Below are 20,158 nucleotides of genomic sequence, written 5' to 3'. Positions count from 1 at the left end.
CACACGGGAAATCCCGATTGCGGAAAGCGCGCGAATGGTAGCTCCCGGCAAGGAGGGCGGCGATAGGACGTTTTGTCCCACGTCCAGCAGGGGCGTGATTGGAGCGTATACGTTTATAGTGCCTTCACCAACAGGTTCATTGAGAGAACATGTCCAGCATCAGCCACACATCCGTGCCGGGGAACCAGTTCGACCGCCCCGGCGGAGCCGCGCCGGAGAGCGAGCACCATGTCGACCCGGGCGACATCGCGGTCGGCGTGGTGATTGGCCGCACGTCCGAGTATTTCGACTTCTTCGTCTACGGCATCGCCTCGGTGCTGGTGTTCCCGTCGGTGTTCTTCCCGCACCTGGAGCGGCTGGAGGGCACGCTGTGGGCCTTCGCGCTGTTCGCGCTGGCCTTTGTGGCGCGCCCGTTCGGCACGGTGCTGTCGATGGCGGTGCAGCGGCGCTGGGGCCGGGCCACCAAGCTCACCCTCGCGCTGTTCCTGATGGGCTGCTCGACGGCCGGCATCGCCTTCCTGCCGAGCACCACCACGCTGGGCATCACGGCCGTCTGGCTGCTGGCCGCATTGCGTATCGGCCAGGGACTGGCACTGGGCGGCTCGTGGGACGGGCTGCCCTCGCTGCTGGCGCTGAACGCGCCCAAGGACCGGCGTGGCTGGTATTCAATGCTGGGCCAGCTCGGCGCGCCGGTCGGCTTCATCATCGCCAGCGCCTTGTTCGCCTACCTCTACAGCAGCCTGACCCATGCCGACTTCCTGACCTGGGGCTGGCGCTATCCCTTCTTCGTGGCCTTTGCGATCAACGTGGTGGCGCTGTTCGCGCGCCTGCGCCTGGTCGCGGCGCAGGAATACACGGAGCTGCTGGACAAGCAGGAACTGCAGCCCGTCTCGGCCACCGAGCTGCTCAGCCAGCAGGGCACGAACGTGGTCATCGGTGCGTTCGCCGCGCTGGCCAGCTATGCGTTGTTCCACCTGGTCACGGTGTTCCCGCTGTCCTGGATCAACCTGTACACCGAGCAATCGATCCCCGGCTTCCTCGTGGTGCAGATGGTGGGCGGCGTGCTGTGCGCCGGCGGCATCGTGGCCTCGGGCTGGATCGCCGACCGCTATGGCCGGCGCCGCACGCTGGGCTCGCTGGCCGCATTGATCGCCGTGTTCAGCGGCTTCGCGCCCACGTTGCTGGACGGCGGCACGCTGGGCCAGGATGTGTTCATCCTGCTGGGGTCGGTGCTGCTGGGCCTGTCCTATGGCCAGGCCGCCGGCACGGTGACGTCCAACTTCAGCCCGCGGTTTCGCTATACGGGTGCGGCGCTCACGTCCGATATCGCCTGGCTGATCGGCGCGGCCTTCGCGCCCCTGGTGGCGCTGGGCCTGTCGGCCAATTTCGGGCTGGGCTACGTCAGCGTGTATCTGCTGTCGGGCGCGGCCTGCACGCTCGGCGCACTGAGCCTGAACCGCAAGCTCGAATCGCGCGACTGACCACCGGCTCGCAGGCCAAGGCCCATCACGCGGCCGCGGCGCAGGCCCTGCCGGCAGCCGGCGCGCAACGGGCTCCGCCCGGGCGCTGGCGGCGCCCCCTTGAGTGGCCAGACGGGGGTGGTCAGGTTTTTGCTGCGACGTCGATGTAGTACATGCCCCAGGGGCACAGCGCGAAGCGATCGGTCACCGGCTTGTCCCTGAACGCGGGCAGCACGTCCGCGTCGTACACCGCCCACTGCGGCCCCAGGCCGCCCAGCGCCATGGGTTGGTCGTCCAGGTGCGTGGCGACGATCATGCGGTAGGCCTTGATGTCGGCCAGATCGATCTTGGCGTTGTAGCCGTCCACCGCGCGCAGACCGACCGGCAGGTTCGCGTTCGTGTCGACGCCAGCGGCGGCCAGCACGCTGGTCAGCAGCGGGCCGGTCAGCTTGTGCTTCTTGTTGTCGTATTCCAGCGTGGGCCGGATGCTGACCGCCGGCAGGGCCTGCAGGCTCTCGGCGCTGAATGTGAAGGCCTTGCTGAACGCGACGCCATGCTTGGCCATCATCTGGTCCAGTGCCTTGTCCAGCGGGCCGCGGTTGCCTTTGCCGATCAGGCCGCCCACGGTCAGCAGGGTCGGCCTGGCCTTGGCACTGGCCTGGGCCGCGGCCGTGGTCGCGAGCGGCAACGCGCCGGCGGCAGCCGCGGCGGCGAGGAAGTGTCTCTTGTGCATGGGCGCCTTTCTTGTCTGTTTGCGAGAACATTATGGGTGCGGGATTGGGGCGGTTTCCAGTCTGCCGCGCCCGGTCCGGCGTTCCACCGGCAGGACGGTGTGGCCGGCGCAGCGCCTCTATGCATCCGGCGTTGCGCCCGCATCTCCCCCACAGGCCGCAGCGTGTTTGCCGCGGCCACCGCAAGGAGTGCATTGCCATGAAGAAGATCCTGGGTGTCCACAGCGCGCCGCGTCCGCATTGGGTGGGCGACGGCTTTCCCGTGCGTTCGCTGTTCGGCTACGACGGCCTGGGCCGCCAGCTCAGCCCGTTCCTGCTGCTGGACCATGCCGCGCCCACGCACTTCGAGCCTGCCACGCAGCCGCGTGGCGTGGGCTCGCACCCGCACCGCGGCTTCGAGACCGTCACCATCGTCCACCAGGGAGAGCTGGCGCACCGCGACTCCACCGGCGCTGGCGGCCTGATCGGCGCGGGCGACGTGCAGTGGATGACGGCGGCCGGCGGCATCGTGCACGAGGAATTCCACTCGCCCGCATTCACCAAGAGCGGCGGCACGGTGGAGATGGTGCAGCTGTGGGTCAACCTGCCGGCTCGGGACAAGATGGCCCCGGCGGGCTACCAGACGCTGCGGGACGCCGACATCCCCAGCGTCGACCTGCCCGAGGGGGCGGGCCGCGTGCGCGTGATTGCGGGCAGTTTCGACGGCCACCGCGGCCCGGCGCGCAGCTTCACGCCGATGGACGTGTGGGACATGCGGCTGGTGCCGGGCGGGGTGGGGCGCTTCACGGCGACCGAAGGCCACACGCTGGCCCTGGTCGTGCTGCGCGGCACGGTGCTGGTGAATGGCGAAGTCGCGCGTGAAGGGCAGCTGGTGCACTTCGAGCGCGACGGCACGGCCGTGCAGATCGAGGCCCATGGCGAGGCGACCGTGCTGTGGCTGGCCGGCGAGCCGATCGACGAGCCCGTGGTCGGCTACGGCCCGTTCGTGATGAACAGCGAAGCCGAGATCCGCCAGGCGATCGCCGACTTCAACAGCGGGCGCTTCGGGCGGATGCCGCAGGCGGCTTGAGGCCCATCCGCGGCATGGCAGGCCCTGCTGCCGGCGGTGCCGTCGCCGGTCAGGTGGCGCGCGCGGAGGCTCCCATGCGAGCCTCCAGATCCGCCTGCAGACCCGCCGGCAGCCTGGCCAGCAGCCAGCGCACCGCCAGCGGCAGCAGGATCACGTCGTCCATCACGCCCAGGAACGGGATCGCGTCGGGCAGCAGGTCGATCGGCGAGAGCAGGTACAGCACCAGGCCGGCCGTGGCAGCCTTGAGCCAGCCAGGAGCGCGCGGGTCGCGCAGCGCCCACCAGAGCTTCTTCAGGTCGCCGCGGACCAGGGTCCACAGCACGGACAGGCGTTTCCACATGGACGGGTTCCTCATCGCGGGCACATGCCCAGCGCTGAGGTGGGGACAGGCGGCGCCCCTGCAAGAGCGCCAGATGTAACGCCTGCTTTCAGCGCCCGGCCTGGCCGGACTTCTTGGCCGCGTACATCGCCGTGTCCGCGCCCGACAGCAGGTCTTCGGCCGAGCGCCCGCTGCCCGGCGGGTACACCGCGCCTCCGGTGCTGACCGAGACGCGCACCGTGGCAGCGTCCAGCGCGAACGGCTCGCGCAGGGCGGCGTCGATCTTGGCGGCCACGCGCTGCGGGTCGGCGGCGGGGTCGGACACCGGCTCCAGCAGCACCACGAACTCGTCGCCGGCCAGCCGCGCCACGGTGTCGCTGCTGCGCAGCACCCCCTGCAGCCGCCGGCCGACCTGCTGCAGCAGCTGGTCGCCAGCCTCGTGGCCATGCGTGTCGTTGACCTTTTTGAAGCCGTTCAGGTCCAGGAACAGCAGCGCCAGGTGGTGGCCCGTGCGGTCGGCACGCACCAACGCCTTGGGCAGGTACTGCAGCACATGGCGGCGGTTGGGCAGGCCGGTCAGCGCATCGTGCGTGGCCTCGGCCTGCAGGCGCAGCTCCAGTTCCTTGTGCACCGTCACGTCGAAGACCAGCGCGTGAAAGCCGTCGACCCGGCCGTCGGCATCGCGCTGCGGCAGGTAGATGGCGTTGCTGTGCTGGCGCCGCCCGCCCACGACCATGCTGCGCTCGAATTCCACGCGTTCGCCCCGCAGCACACGCTCGAGCTGCGGCGCCCACTGCCGCATCGCGTCGTCGCCATACAGCGCGGCCATCGGCGTGCCGATCAGCTCGTCCGGCTCCACGCCGAACCATGCGGCATAGGCCTGGTTCGCGAAGCGAAAGCGCAGGTCGGCATCGACGTCGGCCACCAGGGCCGGAATGTTGTCGGTGATGGTGCGCAGCTGCGCCTGGCTGGCGCGGATCTGCTCCGTGCGCCGCTCGATGCGCTCTTCCAGGCTGGCGTTCAGGCGTTCCAGCTCCTCGCGGTACAGCAGGGCCTTGTCGGCGGCGTCCGCCAGCACGCGCGACAGCAGGTCGACCTCGCGGTACTGCGTAAGCCGCGGAATCGGTGCGCTCGGGTCGCGCGCGCGCACCTCCAGCGCCTGGGTCAGCTGCGACAGCGGGCGCGTGAGCCGGCGCGCGAGCAGCGGCGCGCACAGCGTGGCCAGCAGGCACACGATCACGCCGCCCAGCAGCATCTCGCGCTGCAGCTGGTGGTAATCGGCGAAGGCCTCGCTCTCGGACTGGCGCGCCACGACGACCCAGCCCAGGCCCGGGTAGTTGCCGTGGCCCGCGGTCGGCACGATGGCCGTGGCGTAGCGCAGCCCGTCGTGCCAGGCGCGCATGCGCGAGGCCGGCGCGCGCAGGGCGGCGATGGCATCGGCCAGGCCCAGGGGCTTGCCTTCCGTGCCGGCCGGGCCGAGCAGCACCTGGCCGGCGGCGTCGACGACGAACAGCTCGACCTGGTAGCTGGAGGCGACCGGCGCCAGCAGGCTGCGCTGCAGGTCGCGTGCCCATTGCCAGCTCAGGTGGGCGCCCACGACGCCGGCCAGCCCGCCGCGCGCGTCGTAGACCGGCATCGCGATGTCGACGAAGCGCCAGGGCTCGGACTGGCTGGGCAGCAGCTTTTCCAGCAACACGGCGGCGTGCAGGTCGCCCACGAACGCGCCCTGCGAGCCGCCCTGGAACCAGGGCCGCTGGGCCACGTTCTGCCCGCGCAGCAGGTCGCCTGTGGCGGCCTCGACCACGCCATCGCGCGTGGCGTAGCCCAGCCAGGCATAGAGCGGAAAGCTTTGCTGCACGCGCTCCAGCGTCTCGCGCACCTGCTCGGGGGCACTGCCGGGCTGCAGCTCGCGCAGGCCGGCCAGGACGCGCAGCTCCTCGTAGCGGTAGGCCATGCCCCGGTCCAGCTGGTCGCGCATCTGCCAGCCGATCTGCTGCAGGGCGGTGGTGGCGGTGCGGGTGGCGTGCTCGCGCGCGAAGCGCTCCACGAAACCCAGCAGCACCAGCGCGGCAATCAGCACGGCCCAGGCCAGCGCGACGGCGATCCAGGCCGTGAGCCCGCGGCGGCGCGGCGCAGGCGCGGCGGTGGTGGCAGGCATGACTTGCTCAGTCATAGGCAATATGTGCTCTCTTATTTGCGCTTGATTGTGAACGAATCGAAGGCTGCGCCAGAATGCAGGCTCGCCATGCCCAACCCGCCAGACCCTGCCGACGCCACCCGGCCCGCGCCCGCACCCGCGCCACTGGCCGCGCCGTGGCGCTGGCTGCTGCTGCTGCTGGCCTGGGTGTCGCTGGCCACGGGCGTGGTGGGCATCTTCGTGCCGGGCTTGCCGACCACCGTGTTCCTGCTGGTCGCGGCCTGGGCCGCAGCACGCAGTTCGCCGCGGCTGCACCGCTGGCTGCTGGCGCATCCGGTATTCGGCAAGCCGATCGCCGACTGGGAGCGCGGTGGCTGGGTGAGCCGGCGTTCCAAGTGGAATGCCAGCGTGGCGATGTCGCTGTGCGCCGGCCTGTTGTGGTGGACGGCCAACCGCTGGTGGGTGGCGGCCCTGGCCACGGGCTGCATGGCCGCGGTGCTGTGCTGGCTCTGGCTGCGGCCGGAGCCGCCGCTGGCGGGCGTGAGCGGGTGAGCAACCCCGCGGCCCGGCCGGCCGCCGCCGCAGCCCCTGCCGAGCGCCGGCTGTTCGCGCTGCGCACGGCCATCGCCATCCTGCTCGTGGCCATCGCCTACGGCTCGCTGTACCCCTTCGCCTGGAACTTCGACGCGCCGCAGGCATTCGTGGTGTCGGGCCGCGTCGGCCGCACCGACCTGGTCGAGAACATCGTGCTGTTCCTGCCGCTGGGCTGCGTGCTGGCCTGGTATTTCGACGCGCGAGGCCGCATGCGGGCGGGCTTCCTGGCCTGGTTCGTGCTGGCGCTGGTGTTCGCGAGCGTGCTGCAGTGGCTGCAGATCTACCTGCCGCGCATCCCGGCGGCTGCCGACATCGTGTTCAACATGGTCGGCCATGTCCTGGGCTGGGGCGTGGGCATGCTCACGGCGCGCGGCGTGCAGCGCCTACTGCAGGCGCACGCGCGCTTCGAGGCCGTGCACCGGCTGGCGCTGGCGCTGGTCGGGCTGTGGATCGTGGCCGAGCTGTTCCCGCTGGTGCCCACGCTGGACCGCTCGACGTTGGCGGCGAACCTCAAGTCGTTGTGGCAGCAAGACCTGTGGCAGCCGCGCCGCCTGCTGCTGCACCTGGGCATGACCGTGATCGGCCTGCATGCGCTGGCCTGGGCCGTGCATTCGCTGGGCTGGCAGCGCCATCTGCGCAGGGCCGCCGTGGCCGCCACGCTGGCGGTGCTGATGGGCAAGTTCGTCGTCATCTGGCAATCGCCCGGCCTGGCCGTGGTGCTGGGCATCGCGGCGGGCCCGCTGCTGTGGGGGCGCATCGCGCGCGCGCCCGAGCGGCAGGCCTGGTTGCTGATGATGGGCGTGGCGGGGTGCACCTACCTGGTCTACGCGCTGGCGCCGTACCGGCTGATGGCAGAGCCCACGCCGATGCACTGGGTGCCGTTCACGTCCTCGCTGGAAAACGGCATCCACCGCGTGCTGCCCACCGTGGCGTTCGAATGCCTGGTGTATGGCGCCATGCTGTGGAGTGCCGCACGCCTGGGCGCATCGGCACGTGCCAGCGTGGTGCTGCTCGCCGTGCTGGTCCTGGCCTGCGAATACCTGCAGCGCTACCTGCCGGGCCGCACGGCGGAGATCTCCTCCGTGCTGTGGGTGGCGGGCATGGGGTGGCTGGTGGCGGTGCTGGAGCCGCAGCACTTGCGGCGGGGTCCGCCGGTCTGAGTGTCCAGGCCTTCGTGGCTCGGTTACGCTCGCGCCCGGCCACGCTGGCAGGCCATGGTGCCGGCATGCAGAAAGCAGATGAATGAGATTGCGAGAGATCGCCGCGGGCTTGGGCCTTGCGGCAGGCGTAGCGCTGAGCGCACAAGCCGCAGTGGTGCGGGTGGACTTCACCGGGACGGCTTACTACATCGAGCGAGAGCTGCCGATGACGTTCTGGATGGCCTACGACACCGTCCGCGGGGCCGAGATCAATGCCAATGGTGGGCTCACCGGTGGCTACTACGGCGGGCCGGGCCTGCTGGGCTTCTTCCTTGACGTTGGCGGCGCTCGATGCGGGTCGCCCATGTCACAGCACAACCTGGGCGCATTGAGCGCGGACCCCAAGTCTTTCAACGCCAACGCAGCACCGTTGCATGTGCCGGAGTGCCTGGTCATGCTCCGCGGCAACTTCGGCTCCGGCGTCGGCGTGGTCGATGGCCCCATTCCCGAGTCGTCGATCAGCGGCACTGCGTTGATCAATGGCCACAGCGTGCTTCCCACCAGCATCACCAGCTTCTCGTACAGCGTGGACGGACGCGTCTACGCTGCGAGCGACCCGAGCCTGGTTCCCGAGCCGGCAACGCTGGCGCTCACAGGGCTGGGCCTCGCAGGCCTGGGCGCCAGCCGGCGCCGCAGGCAGGCTTGAAGGCCCGCGCACCGGCAGACGCAGGGCATGCCGGTGTCTTCAGCGGGGCGGGGACGTGCGACCTGCCGTGTCCCGCTTACGCCGTCTCAGCCTCGTGCGCCGCCACCGCTTGCCCCGCCCCCAACAACGCCCCCCGTGCCGCCCGGTACTCCGCCGCCAGCCGCTCCACCAGCGCACCCGCGGTTGGAATGCTGTCCAGCACGCCGATGCCCTGGCCGCAGCCCCAGATGTCTTTCCAGGCCTTGGGCTTTTGCCGGTCGGAGCCGAAGTTCATCTGCGTCGGGTCGCTGGTGGGCAGGTTGTCCGGGTCCAGGCCGGCGTTGACGAGCGAGGGCTTGAGATAGTTGCCGTGCACGCCGGTGATGAGGTTGGTGTGCACCACGTCGCGCGCCGAGCACTCGGTGATCATCTGCTTGTAGCCGGGGACCGCGTTGGCCTCCTGCGTGGCGATGAAGGCCGAGCCGATGTAGGCCAGGTCGGCGCCCATGGCCTGGGCGGCCAGGATGGCGCGGCCGTTGGCGATGGCGCCCGACAGCAGCAGCGGGCCGTCGAACCACTGGCGGATCTCCTGCACCAGCGCGAAGGGCGACTGCGTGCCTGCATGGCCGCCCGCGCCGGCGGCCACGGCGATCAAGCCGTCGGCGCCTTTGTCGATGGCCTTGCGCGCGAAGTTGTTGTCGATCACATCGTGCAGCACGATGCCGCCGTAGCTGTGCACTGCATCGTTGATCTCGCGGCGCGCGCCCAGCGAGGTAATGACGATGGGCACCTTGTAGCGCACACAGACCTCCATGTCGTGCTCCAGCCGGTCGTTGGAGCGGTGCACGATCTGGTTCACGGCGAACGGCGCGCTGGGCCGGTCGGGGTGGGCACGGTCGTGCGCGGCAGTTCTTGCGTGATGCGGTCCAGCCACTGCTCCAGCGCCTCGGCCGGGCGCGCGTTCAGCGCCGGGAACGATCCGACGATGCCGGCCTGGCACTGCGCGATCACGAGCTCGGGGTTGGAGATGATGAACAGCGGCGACGCCACCACGGGCAGGCGCAGGCGTTGCGACAGGATGTTGGGCAGGCTCATGAGGGTCTTTCGGTGCAGGAGGGAGGAATCAGATGGCGCGCTGCTGCTGCGCCCAGTGCGGCTCGCGCAGCCGGCGCTTGAAGATCTTGCCGGTGTCCTCGCGCGGCAGCGCGGCGTGCATCTCGACCAGGCGCGGCACCTTGTAGTTGGCGATGCGCTCGCGCAGGAAGGCCTGCACGTCGGCCGGCTCCAGCACACTGCCGTCCACGGGCTGCACGGCCGCAGCCAGCGCTTCGCCGAACTCGGCGTCGGGGATGCCGAACACCGCGCAGTCGGCCACGCCGGGCATGGTCTGCAGCACGGACTCGATCTCGGCCGGATAGATGTTCACGCCGCCCGAGATCACCATGTCGGCCTTGCGGTCGCAGATGTAGAGGAAGCCGTCTTCATCCAGGTAGCCCATGTCGCCCAGCGTGATCAAGCCGTCGCGCTCGATGGCGGCGCGCGACTCCGGCCGGTTGATGTAGCTGAAGTCGGGCACGGCATGCTGGCGCACGTAGATCAGGCCGATGGCGTTAGCCGGCAGCGGCTGGCCTGCGTCGTCCAGGATACGCACCTCGGCATGCGGCAGCGGCCGGCCGGCCGAGCCGGGGTGGCGCTGCCATTCGTCTGCGGTGGCGAAGGTGGTGTAGCCGGCCTCGCTGGAGCCGTAGGCCTCGGTCACGATGGGGCCCAGCCAGTCGATCATGGCCTGCTTGAGCGGCACGGCGCAGGGCGAGCCCGTGGACGCCACGTGCTGCAGCGAAGACAGGTCGTAACACGCGCGCACGGCGGGCGGCAGGGCCAGCAGGCGCTGGAACATGGTGGGCACGAGGTAGGCATGCGTGATGCGGTGGCGCTCGATCAGCGCCAGTGTCTTCTCGGCGTCGAAGCGCGGCTCCAGCACCAGCCTGGCGCCCAGGCGGCTGAAGTGCGTGAGGTAGCCCATGGCCGCGCTGTGGTAGATCGGCGCGGCCAGGTAGGCCACGATGTGCTCGCCGGTGCCGTAGACGATGCCGCTCACCTGCTGCAGCTGCTGTTCCATGGCGGCGGCCCGGCCGGCGGGCGCGGCGATGCGGCGCACGCCCTTGGGCTTGCCGGTGGTGCCCGAGGTGTAGGCGATGGCACCGTGCGCGAAGCCCGTGCGCGGCGGCATGGCGGGCAGGCCGAGGCCGAAGCGCGCCCAGGCGGTGGAGGCGTCGTCGCTCGCGTCCGCGGGCACGGGCACCACGGCCACGCCATCGGGGACGCCGGATGCGACGGCCTGCAGCAGGTCGTCATGCACGAACAGCGCACGCGCCCCGCTGTCCTGCAGGATGTGCCGGGCCTCCAGCGCCTTGAAATGCCAGTTGATCGACGCGAGGTACAGCCCGGCCTGTCGGCAGGCCAGCACCACGGCCACGTAGGCAGGGCTGTTGCGCAGCATCACGGCGATGGTGTCGCCCTGCTGGCACTGCAGCACATGCAGCCCGGCCAGCACGCGCTGCACCTCCTGCTGCATCCAGTCGGGGGAATGGTCGCGTTCGGCGAACACGAGGGTCGGGATCATCCTGTCTCCTGCGGCGTGGGTGCCTTAACTAGTCACTGTCTAGTTGGCGGCACTCTAGCAGCCGGCCGGGCGATGCGCAAGCGGGTTGGCGCGCGCTGCTGTCGCGCGTGTTTCAGCGTGGGGGTGCGTCGGCCGGCTGCGGCACGCCCAGCGCGGCCAGGCAGAAGCGCACCACCATGTCGGCGAACTGCTGCGCGCCGGGGCGCTGCGTGCCGACGAGGGGCAGGCGCAGGTTGTGCACGCTCAAGGTGGCCAGGCCGTGCGTGGCGGCCCAGATCGCGAACGACAGTTGCTCTTCGTCCAGGGCCTGGGCATGGCCGGGCGGGGCTAGCGGCGCGACCACGCTGCGCAGCAGCTGGAACGAGGTGGAGCCGGCCTCGACCAGCTCCGGGTAGTCCTGGCGCCGCTCGATCTGAGGGCCGAACATCAGATGAAAGCGCGCGGGGTGCGCCTGCGCGAACTCCACGTAGGCCAGCATCACGGCGCGCAGGCGGCCCTGCGCGTCACCGGCGTCGATGGCAGCCAGACGCCTGTGCCGCAGTGCACCCATGTCGCGAAAGGCCTGCGCGGCGATGGCGGCCAGGAGGCCGTTGCGGTCCTGGAAGTGGTGGGCCGGCGCACCCTGGGACACACCGGCCAGCTTGGCCGCGGCGCGCATGCTCATGCCGGCGATGCCCTCGGTGTCCAGCAGGTGCGTACCCCACAGGATCAGCGAGGCGCGCAGGTCGCCGTGGTGCCACTGGCCTTCGGGCTTGGCACGGGCCTTGGCGGGCGGCTTGCGCCTGGGGCTGGGGGGCGGTGGGGTCATGCGGGGCGTCGTGGGCGTGGGCTCGGCCTTGTCCGGGGCAGCGTCCTCGGTCAGCGTGTCACGGCATAGACACAGGTGTCGCGCAGCACGCCCTGCGGGTCTGCCCGCTCGTGCTCCAGCACGCCTTCGAACTGCAGGCCCACGCGTTCGCACAGCGCGCGGCTGGCGGTGTTGCGCGCATCGGTCAGGCTGTAGACGCGGCGCGCGTCCAGGCCTGTCAGCGCGTACTGCACCAGCGCGCCCACCGCCTCCTGGCCATAGCCTTTGCGGTGGCTGCTCGTCCGGCACCAGAAGCCCACCTCGAATTGGGGCACGGACCAGTCGATGTTCTGCAGGCTGGTGCTGGCGACGAAGCGGCCCTCGGCATTGAACGCGAAATAGGTCAGCGTCGTGCGCGCGGCGAAGGCGGCTTCGCTCTCGCGCGCAAAGGCTTCGGACGCGGCGACCGAGGGCTCGGCCCGGGCCCAGGGCAGCGAGGCCGGCCAGGCGCGCAGGTCGTCCAGGCTTTCGACGACGGCTTCGTGGATCGCCTGGCCGTCGCCGGCGCGGGCGCGGCGCAGCAGCAGGCGGCCCGTGCGCAGGGCGGGCGCAATGTCGCGAGGAATCGTTGTCGGGGGGGGCGGGGATGCGGTCATGGCGCCATTGTTCCCTGCATCTGCCATCCGCCGCCGAGCGCGGCGATGAGTTGCATGCTGGCGGTCAGCCGCTCGGCCTGCACGTCGAGCGCCGCGCGGCGGCTGGTGAGGGCCAGGTTCTGCGCGGTCGCCACTTCCAGGAAGCTGATCTCGCCGGCCTCGTAGCGGTAGGTGACCACGCGCTCGTTGTCGGTGGCCAGCGCCACCAGGCGCTGCTGCTGCTGGTCCTGCGCAGTGAGCGAAGCCAGCGCGACGAGCGCGTCCTCGGTCTCGCGCACGGCCTGCAGCACGGCGGCGCGCCAGGCCGCGGCCTGCTCGTCATGCACGGCCCAGGCCTGGGCCTCGGCGGCCCGGCGCGTGCCACCGTCGAACAAGTTGGCGGCCAGGCTGGGCCCCAGCGCCCAGACGCGCGCGGGCGCCTGCAGCCAGCGGCCCAGGCTGCCCGACTGCAGCGCGCCGCTGGCCGACAGCGTGAGGTCGGGCAGCCACGCGGTCCGGGCCACGCCGATGCGCGCGTTGGCCGCGGCCACCAGGCGCTCGGCCGCGGCGATGTCGGGGCGGCGCAGCAGCAGCGCCGCCGGCACGCCGGCGGGGATCGCGGGCACGGGCGGCAGCGCGGCGTCGCGTGCGGCGATGCGCAGCTGCGCCGGCGTGGTGCCGGCCAACGTGGCGAGCGCGTTTTCCTCGAGCGCGCGCTGGCGGCCGATGGAGAACACCTGCGTGCGCAGCGACTGCAGCTGTGTCTCGGCCTGGATCACGTCGGCGCGCGCGACGATGCCGGCCTCGTACTGGTAGCGCGTGAGCTGCAGCGAGCGCGCGTAGGCGGTCTCCGCCTGGGCCTGCAGCGCCAGGTGCTGGTCCAGCGCGCGCAGCCGCACGTAGCCCTGGGCGGCCGCCAGCTGCAGCGCCAGGCGCGCGGCGGCGACCAGCGCGTCGGCAGCCTGCACGCCCGCGCCGGCGGCCTCGCGTTCGCGTGCGACACGGCCCCACAGGTCGGGCGTCCAGGCCAGGTCCAACCCGGCCGTGTACAGGCGGCCCGTGCCGGTGCTGCTGTTGCCACCGCCGCTGCGGCTGGCCGCGGCGCTGGCGCCCAGCTGCGGCAGGCCCAGCGCACGCGCCGCATCGACCTGGGCCAGGGCCTGGCGCCAGCGCGCCTCGGCCTGGGCCAGCGTGGGGTTGGCCTGCGCCACCTGGGCCAGCAGGCCGGCCAGCACCGGGTCGCCGTAGGCGGCCCACCAGTCGGGCTGCAACGGCACGGTGGCGGCCTGCGCCGCCTGCCAGCCGGCCTCGTGGCGGAACGCCTGCGGCAGTGCGATCTCGGGTGCCCGGTGGTCGGGGCCGGTGGCGCAGGCGCCCAGCAGCCAGGGCAGGGTGCACAGCGCAAGTCGGGGGATCAGGGTCGTGGAGCGCATGTCGTCGGTGTCGTGGCAGGGCGCAGGAAGCGCTGGCGCAGCCGTTCGAGGTACAGGTAGACCACGGGCGTGGTGTAGAGCGTGAGCAGCTGGCTCACGGCCAGGCCGCCGATGATGGCGATGCCCAGCGGGCGCCGCATCTCCGAGCCCTCGCCCAGCCCCATGACCAGCGGCACGGCACCCAGCAGCGCCGCCAGGTTGGTCATCAGGATGGGGCGCAGCCGGCGCAGCGCGGCCTCGAAGATCGCATCGCGCGGCGCCAGGCCGCGTGCGCGCTCGGCGCTCAGGGCGAAGTCGATCATCAGGATCGCGTTCTTCATGACCACGCCGATCAACAGGAACAGGCCCAGCAGCGCGATCAGGGTGAAATCGGTGTCGGACAGGCGCAGTGCCAGCAGCGCGCCCACGCCGGCCGAGGGCAGGGTGGACAGGATGGTCAGCGGGTGCAGCGTGCTCTCGTACAGGATGCCCAGCACCAGGTAGACGGTGACCAGCACGCCCGCCAGCAGCCACGGCTGGCGGCGCAGCGTCTCCTTCAGGCTGGTGGCGTCGTCGGTGCGCTCGCCGGCGTAGATGCTTGCCGGCAGCATCAGGCCGTTGGTGGCGCGCTGGATCGCCTGCTGGGCCTGCTGCAGCGTCACGCCTGGCGCCAGGCCGTAGCCGATGCCCACGGCGGCGAACTGGCTGTCGTGGAACACGCGGTCGGTCGTGAGCGTGTAGCGCCACTTGGCAATCGCCGACAGCGGCACGCGCTGGCCCGCGTCCGTCAGCACCTGCACGTCCTCCAGTGCGGCCGGCTCGCCCGCGGCGCGCGGGTCCAGCTCCATGACCACGCGGTACTGGTTCAGCGCGTCGTACAGCGTGGCCACCTGGCGCTGCGAGAACGCGTTGTTGAGCACCGATGCGATGGTGTCCATGCGCACGCCCAGCCGGCGCGCGGCCTCGCGGTCCACCTCCAGCGTGACCTGCTGCGTGTCCTCGCCGCCCGGCACGTCCACGTCCACCAGCTCGGGCAGCTGGCGCAGCGCCTCACCCACGGGCTTGGTCCAGCGCCGCAGGTCGGCCAGCGAGTCCGAGCGCATCACGTACAGGTATTCGCCCTCGCCGCCCTGGCTGGACAGGCGGATGTCCTGGTCGATCCACACGATCAGCACGCCGCCCGGTATCTTGGGCGCCTTGGCACGCAGCCGCGCGGTGACGGCCTCGGCCGGCTCGCCGCGCTCGGCCAGGGGCTTGAGCCGGATGCGGAACCACGAGTTGCTGATGCCGCCGCGCCCGCCGCTGGAGCCGGTCACGTCGGCCACGGCCGGGTCGGCCACCAGCAGGCGCCGGTAGGCCTCGACCTTGGGCTGCATGACCTGGAACGAAAAGCCGTCGTCGCCGCGCACGAAGCCGCCGAGCTGGCCCGTGTCCTGGCGCGGCAGCATGCCCTTGGGGATGTCGACGTAGAGCCACACGTTCAGCGCCACGGTGGCGGCCAGGATCAGCAGCGTGAGCACGCCGTGGCGCAGCGCGAACGCCAGGCTGCGGCCGTAGCCGGCCTGCAGCTCCGTGAACATGGCCATGAAGAAGCTCTTGCCGGGGCCGGCCGCGCGCCCGGCGGGCAGGCCGTGCGCGCACAGCGCGGGCGTGAGCGTGACCGACACGGCCAGCGAGATCACCATCGCGGCGGCCAGCGTGATCGAGAACTCGCGGAACAGCCGCTCGACCACGCCGCCCATGAACAGCGTGGACACGAAGACCACGATCAGCGCCAGGTTCATGGCCAGCAGCGTGAAGCCGACCTCGCCTGCGCCGCGCAAGGCGGCGCGCCAGACCGTGCGCCGGCCCACCTCGCGCAGCCCGGCGGCGGCCTGCGCGGCGCGCGCGCGTTCGATGTGGCGCTGGATGTTCTCCATGACCACGATGGCGTCGTCCACCACCAGGCCGGCAGCCACGATCAGCGCCATCAGCGACAGGTTGTTCAGCGAGAAGCCCTGCCACCACATGACGGCGAACGCGCCGATCAGCGACACGGGCAGTGCCAGCGCCGGGATCATGGCCGTGCGCAGGCTGCCCAGGAACATCCACACCACGGCCATGACCAGGAGGCACGACAGCGCCAGCGTGAACTGCGCCTCCTTCAGCGTGGCGCGGATGCCGGGCGAACGGTCCATCACCACGCGCAGCGAGGCGTCAGCCGGCAGCAGCGCGCGCAGCTGCGGCATCTGCGCGTGGATGGCGTCGATGGTCTGCACGATGTTGGCGTCGGCGCGGCGGCTGACCAGCAGCACGACGGCCGGGCGGTCGTTGTGGTAGCCGCTGGTGTAGCGGTTCTCCACCGAGTCGGTGACCTGGGCCACGTCGGCCAGCCGCACCACGGCATCGCCCTGGCGCCGTACGACGAGCTGCGCGAAGTCGGCCGCCGTGCGCAGCGGCGAGGACAGCGCGATCTGCCAGCGCTGCGCGTCGTGCTCGACCTGGCCCAGCGGGCGCCAGGCGTTGGCGTCGGCAATGGCGCGGCGCACGTCCTCCAGCGACATGCCACGGTGCGACAGGGCCTCGGGCGTGATCTGCACGCGCACGGCCGGCAGCGAGGAGCCGTCGACCCGCACCTCGCCCACGCCCACGACCTGTGCGAGCTTTTGCGCCAGCACGGTGGACGCGTTGTCGTACAGCGCCGAGGGCGGCAGCCGCGGCGAGCTGAGCGCCAGCGCCATGATGGGTGCCTGCGAGGGGTTCACCTTCACGTAGCTGGGGTTCTCGGACATGCCCGAGGGCAGCTGGCTGCGCGACGCGTTGATGGCCGCCTGCACTTCGCGCGCAGCCTCGTCGATGTCGCGGTTCAGGTCGAATTCCAGCGTGACGCGGGCCGAGCCCTGGTTGCTGCTGGACTGCAGCTTGGTCACGCCGGCGATGCTGCCCAGCGCGCGTTCGAGCGGGCCGGCCACGGTGGCAGCCATGCTCTCGGGGCTGGCGCCGGGCAGGTTGGCGCGCACCTCGATGACCGGGAAGTCCACGCGGGGCAGAGGTGCGACGGGGAGCAGCCGCCAGGCCAGCAGGCCGGCGAGCACGATGCTGATGGCGAGCATGACGCTGGCCACCGGGCGGTGGATGAAGAAGCGGGCGAGGGAGTTCATGGCGCGTGCCCGGGCCGCTGCCCCTCACCCCAACCCTCTCCCCAGAGGGGCGAGGGAGCCTGGCCGCGCGCATGCCTGAATTTGCTTCCTCTCCCGCTGGGAGAGGGCTGGGGTGAGGGCGGGCGGCGGTGGATAAGGCGCGGCGCTTGCCCAGGCCGCGGCCCCTCACCCCAACCCTCTCCCCAAAGGGGCGAGGGAGCCTGGCCGCGCGCATGCGTGACTTTGCTCCCTCTCCCGCTGGGAGAGGGCTGGGGTGAGGGCCAGCAGCGGTGGATCAGTCGCAGCAGCCTCATGCCACCTGCCCCTTGCGCGCCGCCCGGCGCCTGCCGATCCGGTCGAACGCCAGATACACCACGGGCGTCGTGAACAGCGTCAGCACCTGGCTCACGATCAGCCCGCCCACCATCACGATGCCCAGCGGTTGCCGCAACTCCGCCCCCGAGCCGGCCGCCAGCATCAGCGGCACGGCGCCGAACAGCGCGGCCAGCGTGGTCATGAGGATGGGGCGAAAGCGCAGCAGCGCGGCGCGGCGGATGGCCTCGTGCGGGCTCATGCCGAGGCGGCGCTGCGCGTCCAGCGCGAAGTCCACCATCATGATCCCGTTCTTCTTCACGAGGCCGATCAGCAGCACGACGCCGATCACGGCGATCAGGTCCAGCGGCCGGCCCATCAGCAGCAGCGCGGCCAGCGCGCCCACCGTGGCGGACGGCAGCGTGGACAGGATGGTCAGCGGGTGTACCGCGCTTTCATACAGCATGCCCAGCACCAGGTACATCACCACCACCGCCGCGAGCACCAGCCACAGCGTGTTGGCCAGCGAGCTGCGAAAGGCCTCGGCCGCGCCCTGGAACGCCAGCTCGACGGAGACCGGCAGGGCCACGGCGTCACGCACCGCCTCGATGGCGGCCACGGCCTCGCCCAGCGAATGCCCGGGCGCGAGGTTGAACGACAGCGTGACGGCCGGGAACTGGCCCTGGTGGTCGATGGCCAGCGGCGCCAGGCGCTGGCTCACGCGCGCCACGGCGGCCAGCGGCACGGGCGTGGCCGCCGGGCTGCCTGCGGTGCCGGCCGGCGTGACGAAGATGCCTTCCAGCGCGCGCAGGCCGCCACCGGCCGCGTCGTCGCTCTCCAGCACCACGCGGTACTGGCTGGCCTGCGTGAACATGGTGCTGACCTGGCGCTGGCCGAACGCGCTCTGCAGGGCCGAGGCCACGTCGCTCACGCGCAGGCCCAGGCGCGAGGCCGCGTCGCGGTCGATCTCCACATAGGCCTGCAGGCCATCGCGCTGCAGGTTGCTGGCCACGTCGATCAGCTCGGGCCGCTGGCGCAGCGCGTCCAGCACGGTCTGTGTCCAGGTGGCGAGCAGTGACGCGTCGGGCGAGCTCAGCGTGAACTGGTACTGCGTACGGCTGATGCGGTCTTCCAGGCTGAGCTCCTGCACGGGCTGGAACCAGGCCGTGATGCCGGGCACGCGGGCCGCGCGTTCGCGCAGGTCGGCGATGAGCTGCTGCGCCGACACGCTGCGCGCGGCGTGCGGCGCCAGCGTGAGCAGCATGCGGCCGCTGTTCATGGTGGCGTTGTTGCCGTCCACGCCAATGAAGGACGAGATGCTCTGCACCGGTGCCTGCTGCAGCAGCGCCGCGGCCAGTGCCTGCTGGCGCTCGGCCATGGCGGCGAACGAGACGGTCTGCGGTGCCTCGGTCACGACCTGGACGGCGCCCGAGTCCTGCACTGGAAAGAAGCCCTTGGGCACGGCCAGGTAGAGCAGGGCCGTCAGCGCCAGCGTGGCGGCCATGGCCAGCAGCGCGAGCGGCTGGCGCGCCAGCACCCAGTCCAGCGCGACGGCATAGCGGGCGATCGTGCCGTCCAGCCAGTCGCCTTTGTCGTGCGTGTGCGGGGCCTGGCGCAGCATGCGCGCGGCCATCATGGGCGTGAGGGTCAGCGACACCACGAGCGAGATGCCGATGGCCACGGCCAGCGTCACCGCGAACTCATGGAACAGCCGGCCCACCACGTCGCCCATGAACAGCAGCGGGATCAGCACCGCCACCAGCGACACCGTGAGCGACACCAGCGTGAAGCCGATCTCGCCCGCGCCCTTGAGCGCCGCCTGCATGGGCGGCAGGCCGTCCTCGCGGTGGCGCGCGATGTTCTCCAGCATCACGATGGCGTCGTCGACCACGAAGCCGGTGGCGATCGTGAGCGCCATCAGCGACAGGTTGTTCAGCGAATAGCCCAGCAGGTGCATGGCCGCGAAGGTGCCCACCAGCGACAGCGGCACGGCCACGCTGGGGATGATGGTGGCCGGCAGCGTACGCAGGAACACGAAGGTCACGAGCACCACGAGGCCGATGGCGAACAGCAGCTCCTTCTGCACGTCGCGCACCGAGGCGCGGATGCTCTCCGTGCGGTCGGACACCACCTGCACCTGCACGGCGGCCGGCAGCGTGGCCGTGAGCTGCGGCAGCAGCGTGCGCACGCGCTCTGCCACGTCGATCACGTTGGCGCCGGGCTGGCGCTGGATGTTCAGCAGCACGGCCGGCATCACGCCGCAGCCCTGGGCCTGGCCGTCGGCGCAGGCCATGCCGGCCCAGGCGGCGAGGAAGCGGTCTTCGGCGCCGTCGCCCACCTGGGCCACGTCGGCCAGGCGCAGCGGCGCGCCGTCCTTCCAGGCCACGATCAGGCGCCGGTATTCCTCCACCGTGCGCAGCTGGTCGTTCGCGTCCAGCATGGTGCTGCGCGTGGCGCCGTCGAAGCTGCCCTTGGGCTGGTTGCTGTTGGCCGCGGCAATCGCCGTACGCAACTGCTCCATGCCCAGGCCGTTGGCTGCCAGCGCGCGGCTGTTGGCCTGCACGCGGATGGCGGGGCGCTGGCCGCCGGCCAGGCTGACCAGGCCCACGCCGGGCAGGCGCGAGAGCTTCTGCGCCACGCGCGTGTCCACCAGGTCGACCACGCGCGGCAGCGGCAAGGTCGCCGAGCTGATGGCCAGCGTGAGGATGGGCGTGTCGGCCGGGTTCACCTTGCGGTAGATGGGCGGGGTGGGCAGGTCGGCGGGCAAGAGGCTGCTGGCGGTCTGGATCGCGGCCTGCACATCCTGCTCAGCCACGCCCAGGTCCACCTGCAGCGCGAACTTCAGCGTGATGACCGAGGCGCCGCCGGAGCTCGTGGACGACATCTGCGTGAGCCCAGGGATCTGCCCCAGCCGGCGCTCCAGCGGCGCGGTGACGGTGCGCGCCGTCACGTCCGGGCTGGCGCCGGGCTGGAAGGTGAAGACCTGCATCACCGGGTAGTCCACCTGCGGCAGCGCGGCCACGGGCAGCTGGCGCCAGGCCAGCAGGCCGGCGATCAGCACGGCCAGCATCAGCAGCGAGGTCGCCACCGGCCGCAGGATGAAAGGGCGCGAGATGGAGGAAGACAGCGCCATGCC

Annotated in this window: 14 protein-coding genes and 1 pseudogene; 5 read left to right on the top strand and 10 right to left on the bottom strand. The window is 71.4% G+C overall.

Features of this window, described 5'->3' with window-relative positions:
* The first annotated feature begins 149 nt into the window (after positions 1-149).
* On the top strand, positions 150-1,481 hold the full coding sequence (locus ASF43_RS06615; RefSeq protein WP_056177860.1) for an MFS transporter: 1,332 nt from the start codon (positions 150-152) through the stop codon (positions 1,479-1,481).
* Positions 1,482-1,602: 121 nt separating this feature from the next.
* Here ASF43_RS06615 and ASF43_RS06610 read toward each other — a convergent pair whose 3' ends face one another.
* Entirely contained in the window at positions 1,603-2,193 is a 591-nt protein-coding gene (locus ASF43_RS06610) for a molybdopterin-dependent oxidoreductase (protein WP_056177858.1), read from the bottom strand.
* 197 nt (positions 2,194-2,390) lie between these two features.
* Here ASF43_RS06610 and ASF43_RS06605 point away from each other — a divergent pair, with 197 nt between their 5' ends.
* The gene (locus ASF43_RS06605; RefSeq protein ID WP_056177856.1) at positions 2,391-3,260 is read left to right on the top strand and encodes a pirin family protein; all 870 of its coding nucleotides are present in this window, start codon (positions 2,391-2,393) and stop codon (positions 3,258-3,260) included.
* A 49-nt stretch (positions 3,261-3,309) separates the two neighbouring features.
* On the opposite strand, the gene ASF43_RS06600 is transcribed toward ASF43_RS06605, so the two are convergent.
* Both ASF43_RS06600 and ASF43_RS06595 read right to left on the bottom strand, forming a co-directional pair.
* Positions 3,310-3,600, bottom strand: a complete 291-nt coding sequence (locus ASF43_RS06600) for a YkvA family protein (protein WP_056177854.1) — start codon at positions 3,598-3,600, stop codon at positions 3,310-3,312.
* Between the two features lie 88 nt (positions 3,601-3,688).
* The gene (locus tag ASF43_RS06595) at positions 3,689-5,737 is read right to left on the bottom strand and encodes a diguanylate cyclase domain-containing protein (protein WP_056177852.1); all 2,049 of its coding nucleotides are present in this window, start codon (positions 5,735-5,737) and stop codon (positions 3,689-3,691) included.
* An 87-nt stretch (positions 5,738-5,824) separates the two neighbouring features.
* Here ASF43_RS06595 and ASF43_RS06590 point away from each other — a divergent pair, with 87 nt between their 5' ends.
* From ASF43_RS06590 to ASF43_RS31335, 3 genes are all read left to right on the top strand, one after another.
* The gene (locus ASF43_RS06590) at positions 5,825-6,268 is read left to right on the top strand and encodes a YbaN family protein (RefSeq protein ID WP_056177850.1); all 444 of its coding nucleotides are present in this window, start codon (positions 5,825-5,827) and stop codon (positions 6,266-6,268) included.
* The gene (locus ASF43_RS06585) at positions 6,265-7,470 is read left to right on the top strand and encodes a VanZ family protein (protein ID WP_162241774.1); all 1,206 of its coding nucleotides are present in this window, start codon (positions 6,265-6,267) and stop codon (positions 7,468-7,470) included. The genes ASF43_RS06590 and ASF43_RS06585 overlap by 4 nt, the downstream gene beginning before the upstream one ends.
* A gap of 88 nt (positions 7,471-7,558) precedes the next feature.
* Positions 7,559-8,155, top strand: a complete 597-nt coding sequence (locus tag ASF43_RS31335; protein WP_235578149.1) for a PEP-CTERM sorting domain-containing protein — start codon at positions 7,559-7,561, stop codon at positions 8,153-8,155.
* Positions 8,156-8,231: 76 nt separating this feature from the next.
* On the opposite strand, the pseudogene ASF43_RS06575 reads toward ASF43_RS31335, so the two are convergent.
* The 7 genes and pseudogenes from ASF43_RS06575 to ASF43_RS06545 all read right to left on the bottom strand — a co-directional run bounded on the left by ASF43_RS06575 (position 8,232) and on the right by ASF43_RS06545 (position 20,155).
* Positions 8,232-9,229, bottom strand: a pseudogene (locus ASF43_RS06575) (NAD(P)H-dependent flavin oxidoreductase).
* Positions 9,230-9,257: 28 nt separating this feature from the next.
* Positions 9,258-10,757, bottom strand: coding sequence for an AMP-binding protein (locus tag ASF43_RS06570; RefSeq protein ID WP_082497645.1), 1,500 nt, complete (start codon positions 10,755-10,757; stop codon positions 9,258-9,260).
* A 112-nt stretch (positions 10,758-10,869) separates the two neighbouring features.
* Positions 10,870-11,565 (bottom strand): TetR/AcrR family transcriptional regulator, encoded by a 696-nt coding sequence (locus ASF43_RS06565; protein WP_056177844.1) that lies wholly within the window; start codon positions 11,563-11,565, stop codon positions 10,870-10,872.
* Between the two features lie 50 nt (positions 11,566-11,615).
* On the bottom strand, positions 11,616-12,200 hold the full coding sequence (locus tag ASF43_RS06560; RefSeq protein WP_056177842.1) for a GNAT family N-acetyltransferase: 585 nt from the start codon (positions 12,198-12,200) through the stop codon (positions 11,616-11,618).
* Positions 12,197-13,612, bottom strand: a complete 1,416-nt coding sequence (locus ASF43_RS06555; protein ID WP_056177840.1) for an efflux transporter outer membrane subunit — start codon at positions 13,610-13,612, stop codon at positions 12,197-12,199. The genes ASF43_RS06560 and ASF43_RS06555 overlap by 4 nt, the downstream gene beginning before the upstream one ends.
* Positions 13,594-16,731 (bottom strand): efflux RND transporter permease subunit, encoded by a 3,138-nt coding sequence (locus tag ASF43_RS06550; protein WP_056177838.1) that lies wholly within the window; start codon positions 16,729-16,731, stop codon positions 13,594-13,596. Before ASF43_RS06550 ends, ASF43_RS06555 begins: the two co-directional genes overlap by 19 nt.
* Before the next feature lie 289 nt (positions 16,732-17,020).
* Entirely contained in the window at positions 17,021-20,155 is a 3,135-nt protein-coding gene (locus tag ASF43_RS06545; RefSeq protein ID WP_056177836.1) for an efflux RND transporter permease subunit, read from the bottom strand.
* Between the last annotated feature and the right edge of the window lie 3 nt (positions 20,156-20,158).

It is taken from the genome of Pseudorhodoferax sp. Leaf267, assembly GCF_001422405.1.
Classification (GTDB): Bacteria; Pseudomonadota; Gammaproteobacteria; order Burkholderiales; family Burkholderiaceae_C; genus Pseudorhodoferax.
Note: the sequence above shows the minus strand (reverse complement) of the source record. Positions and strands in the feature narration are given on the sequence as shown.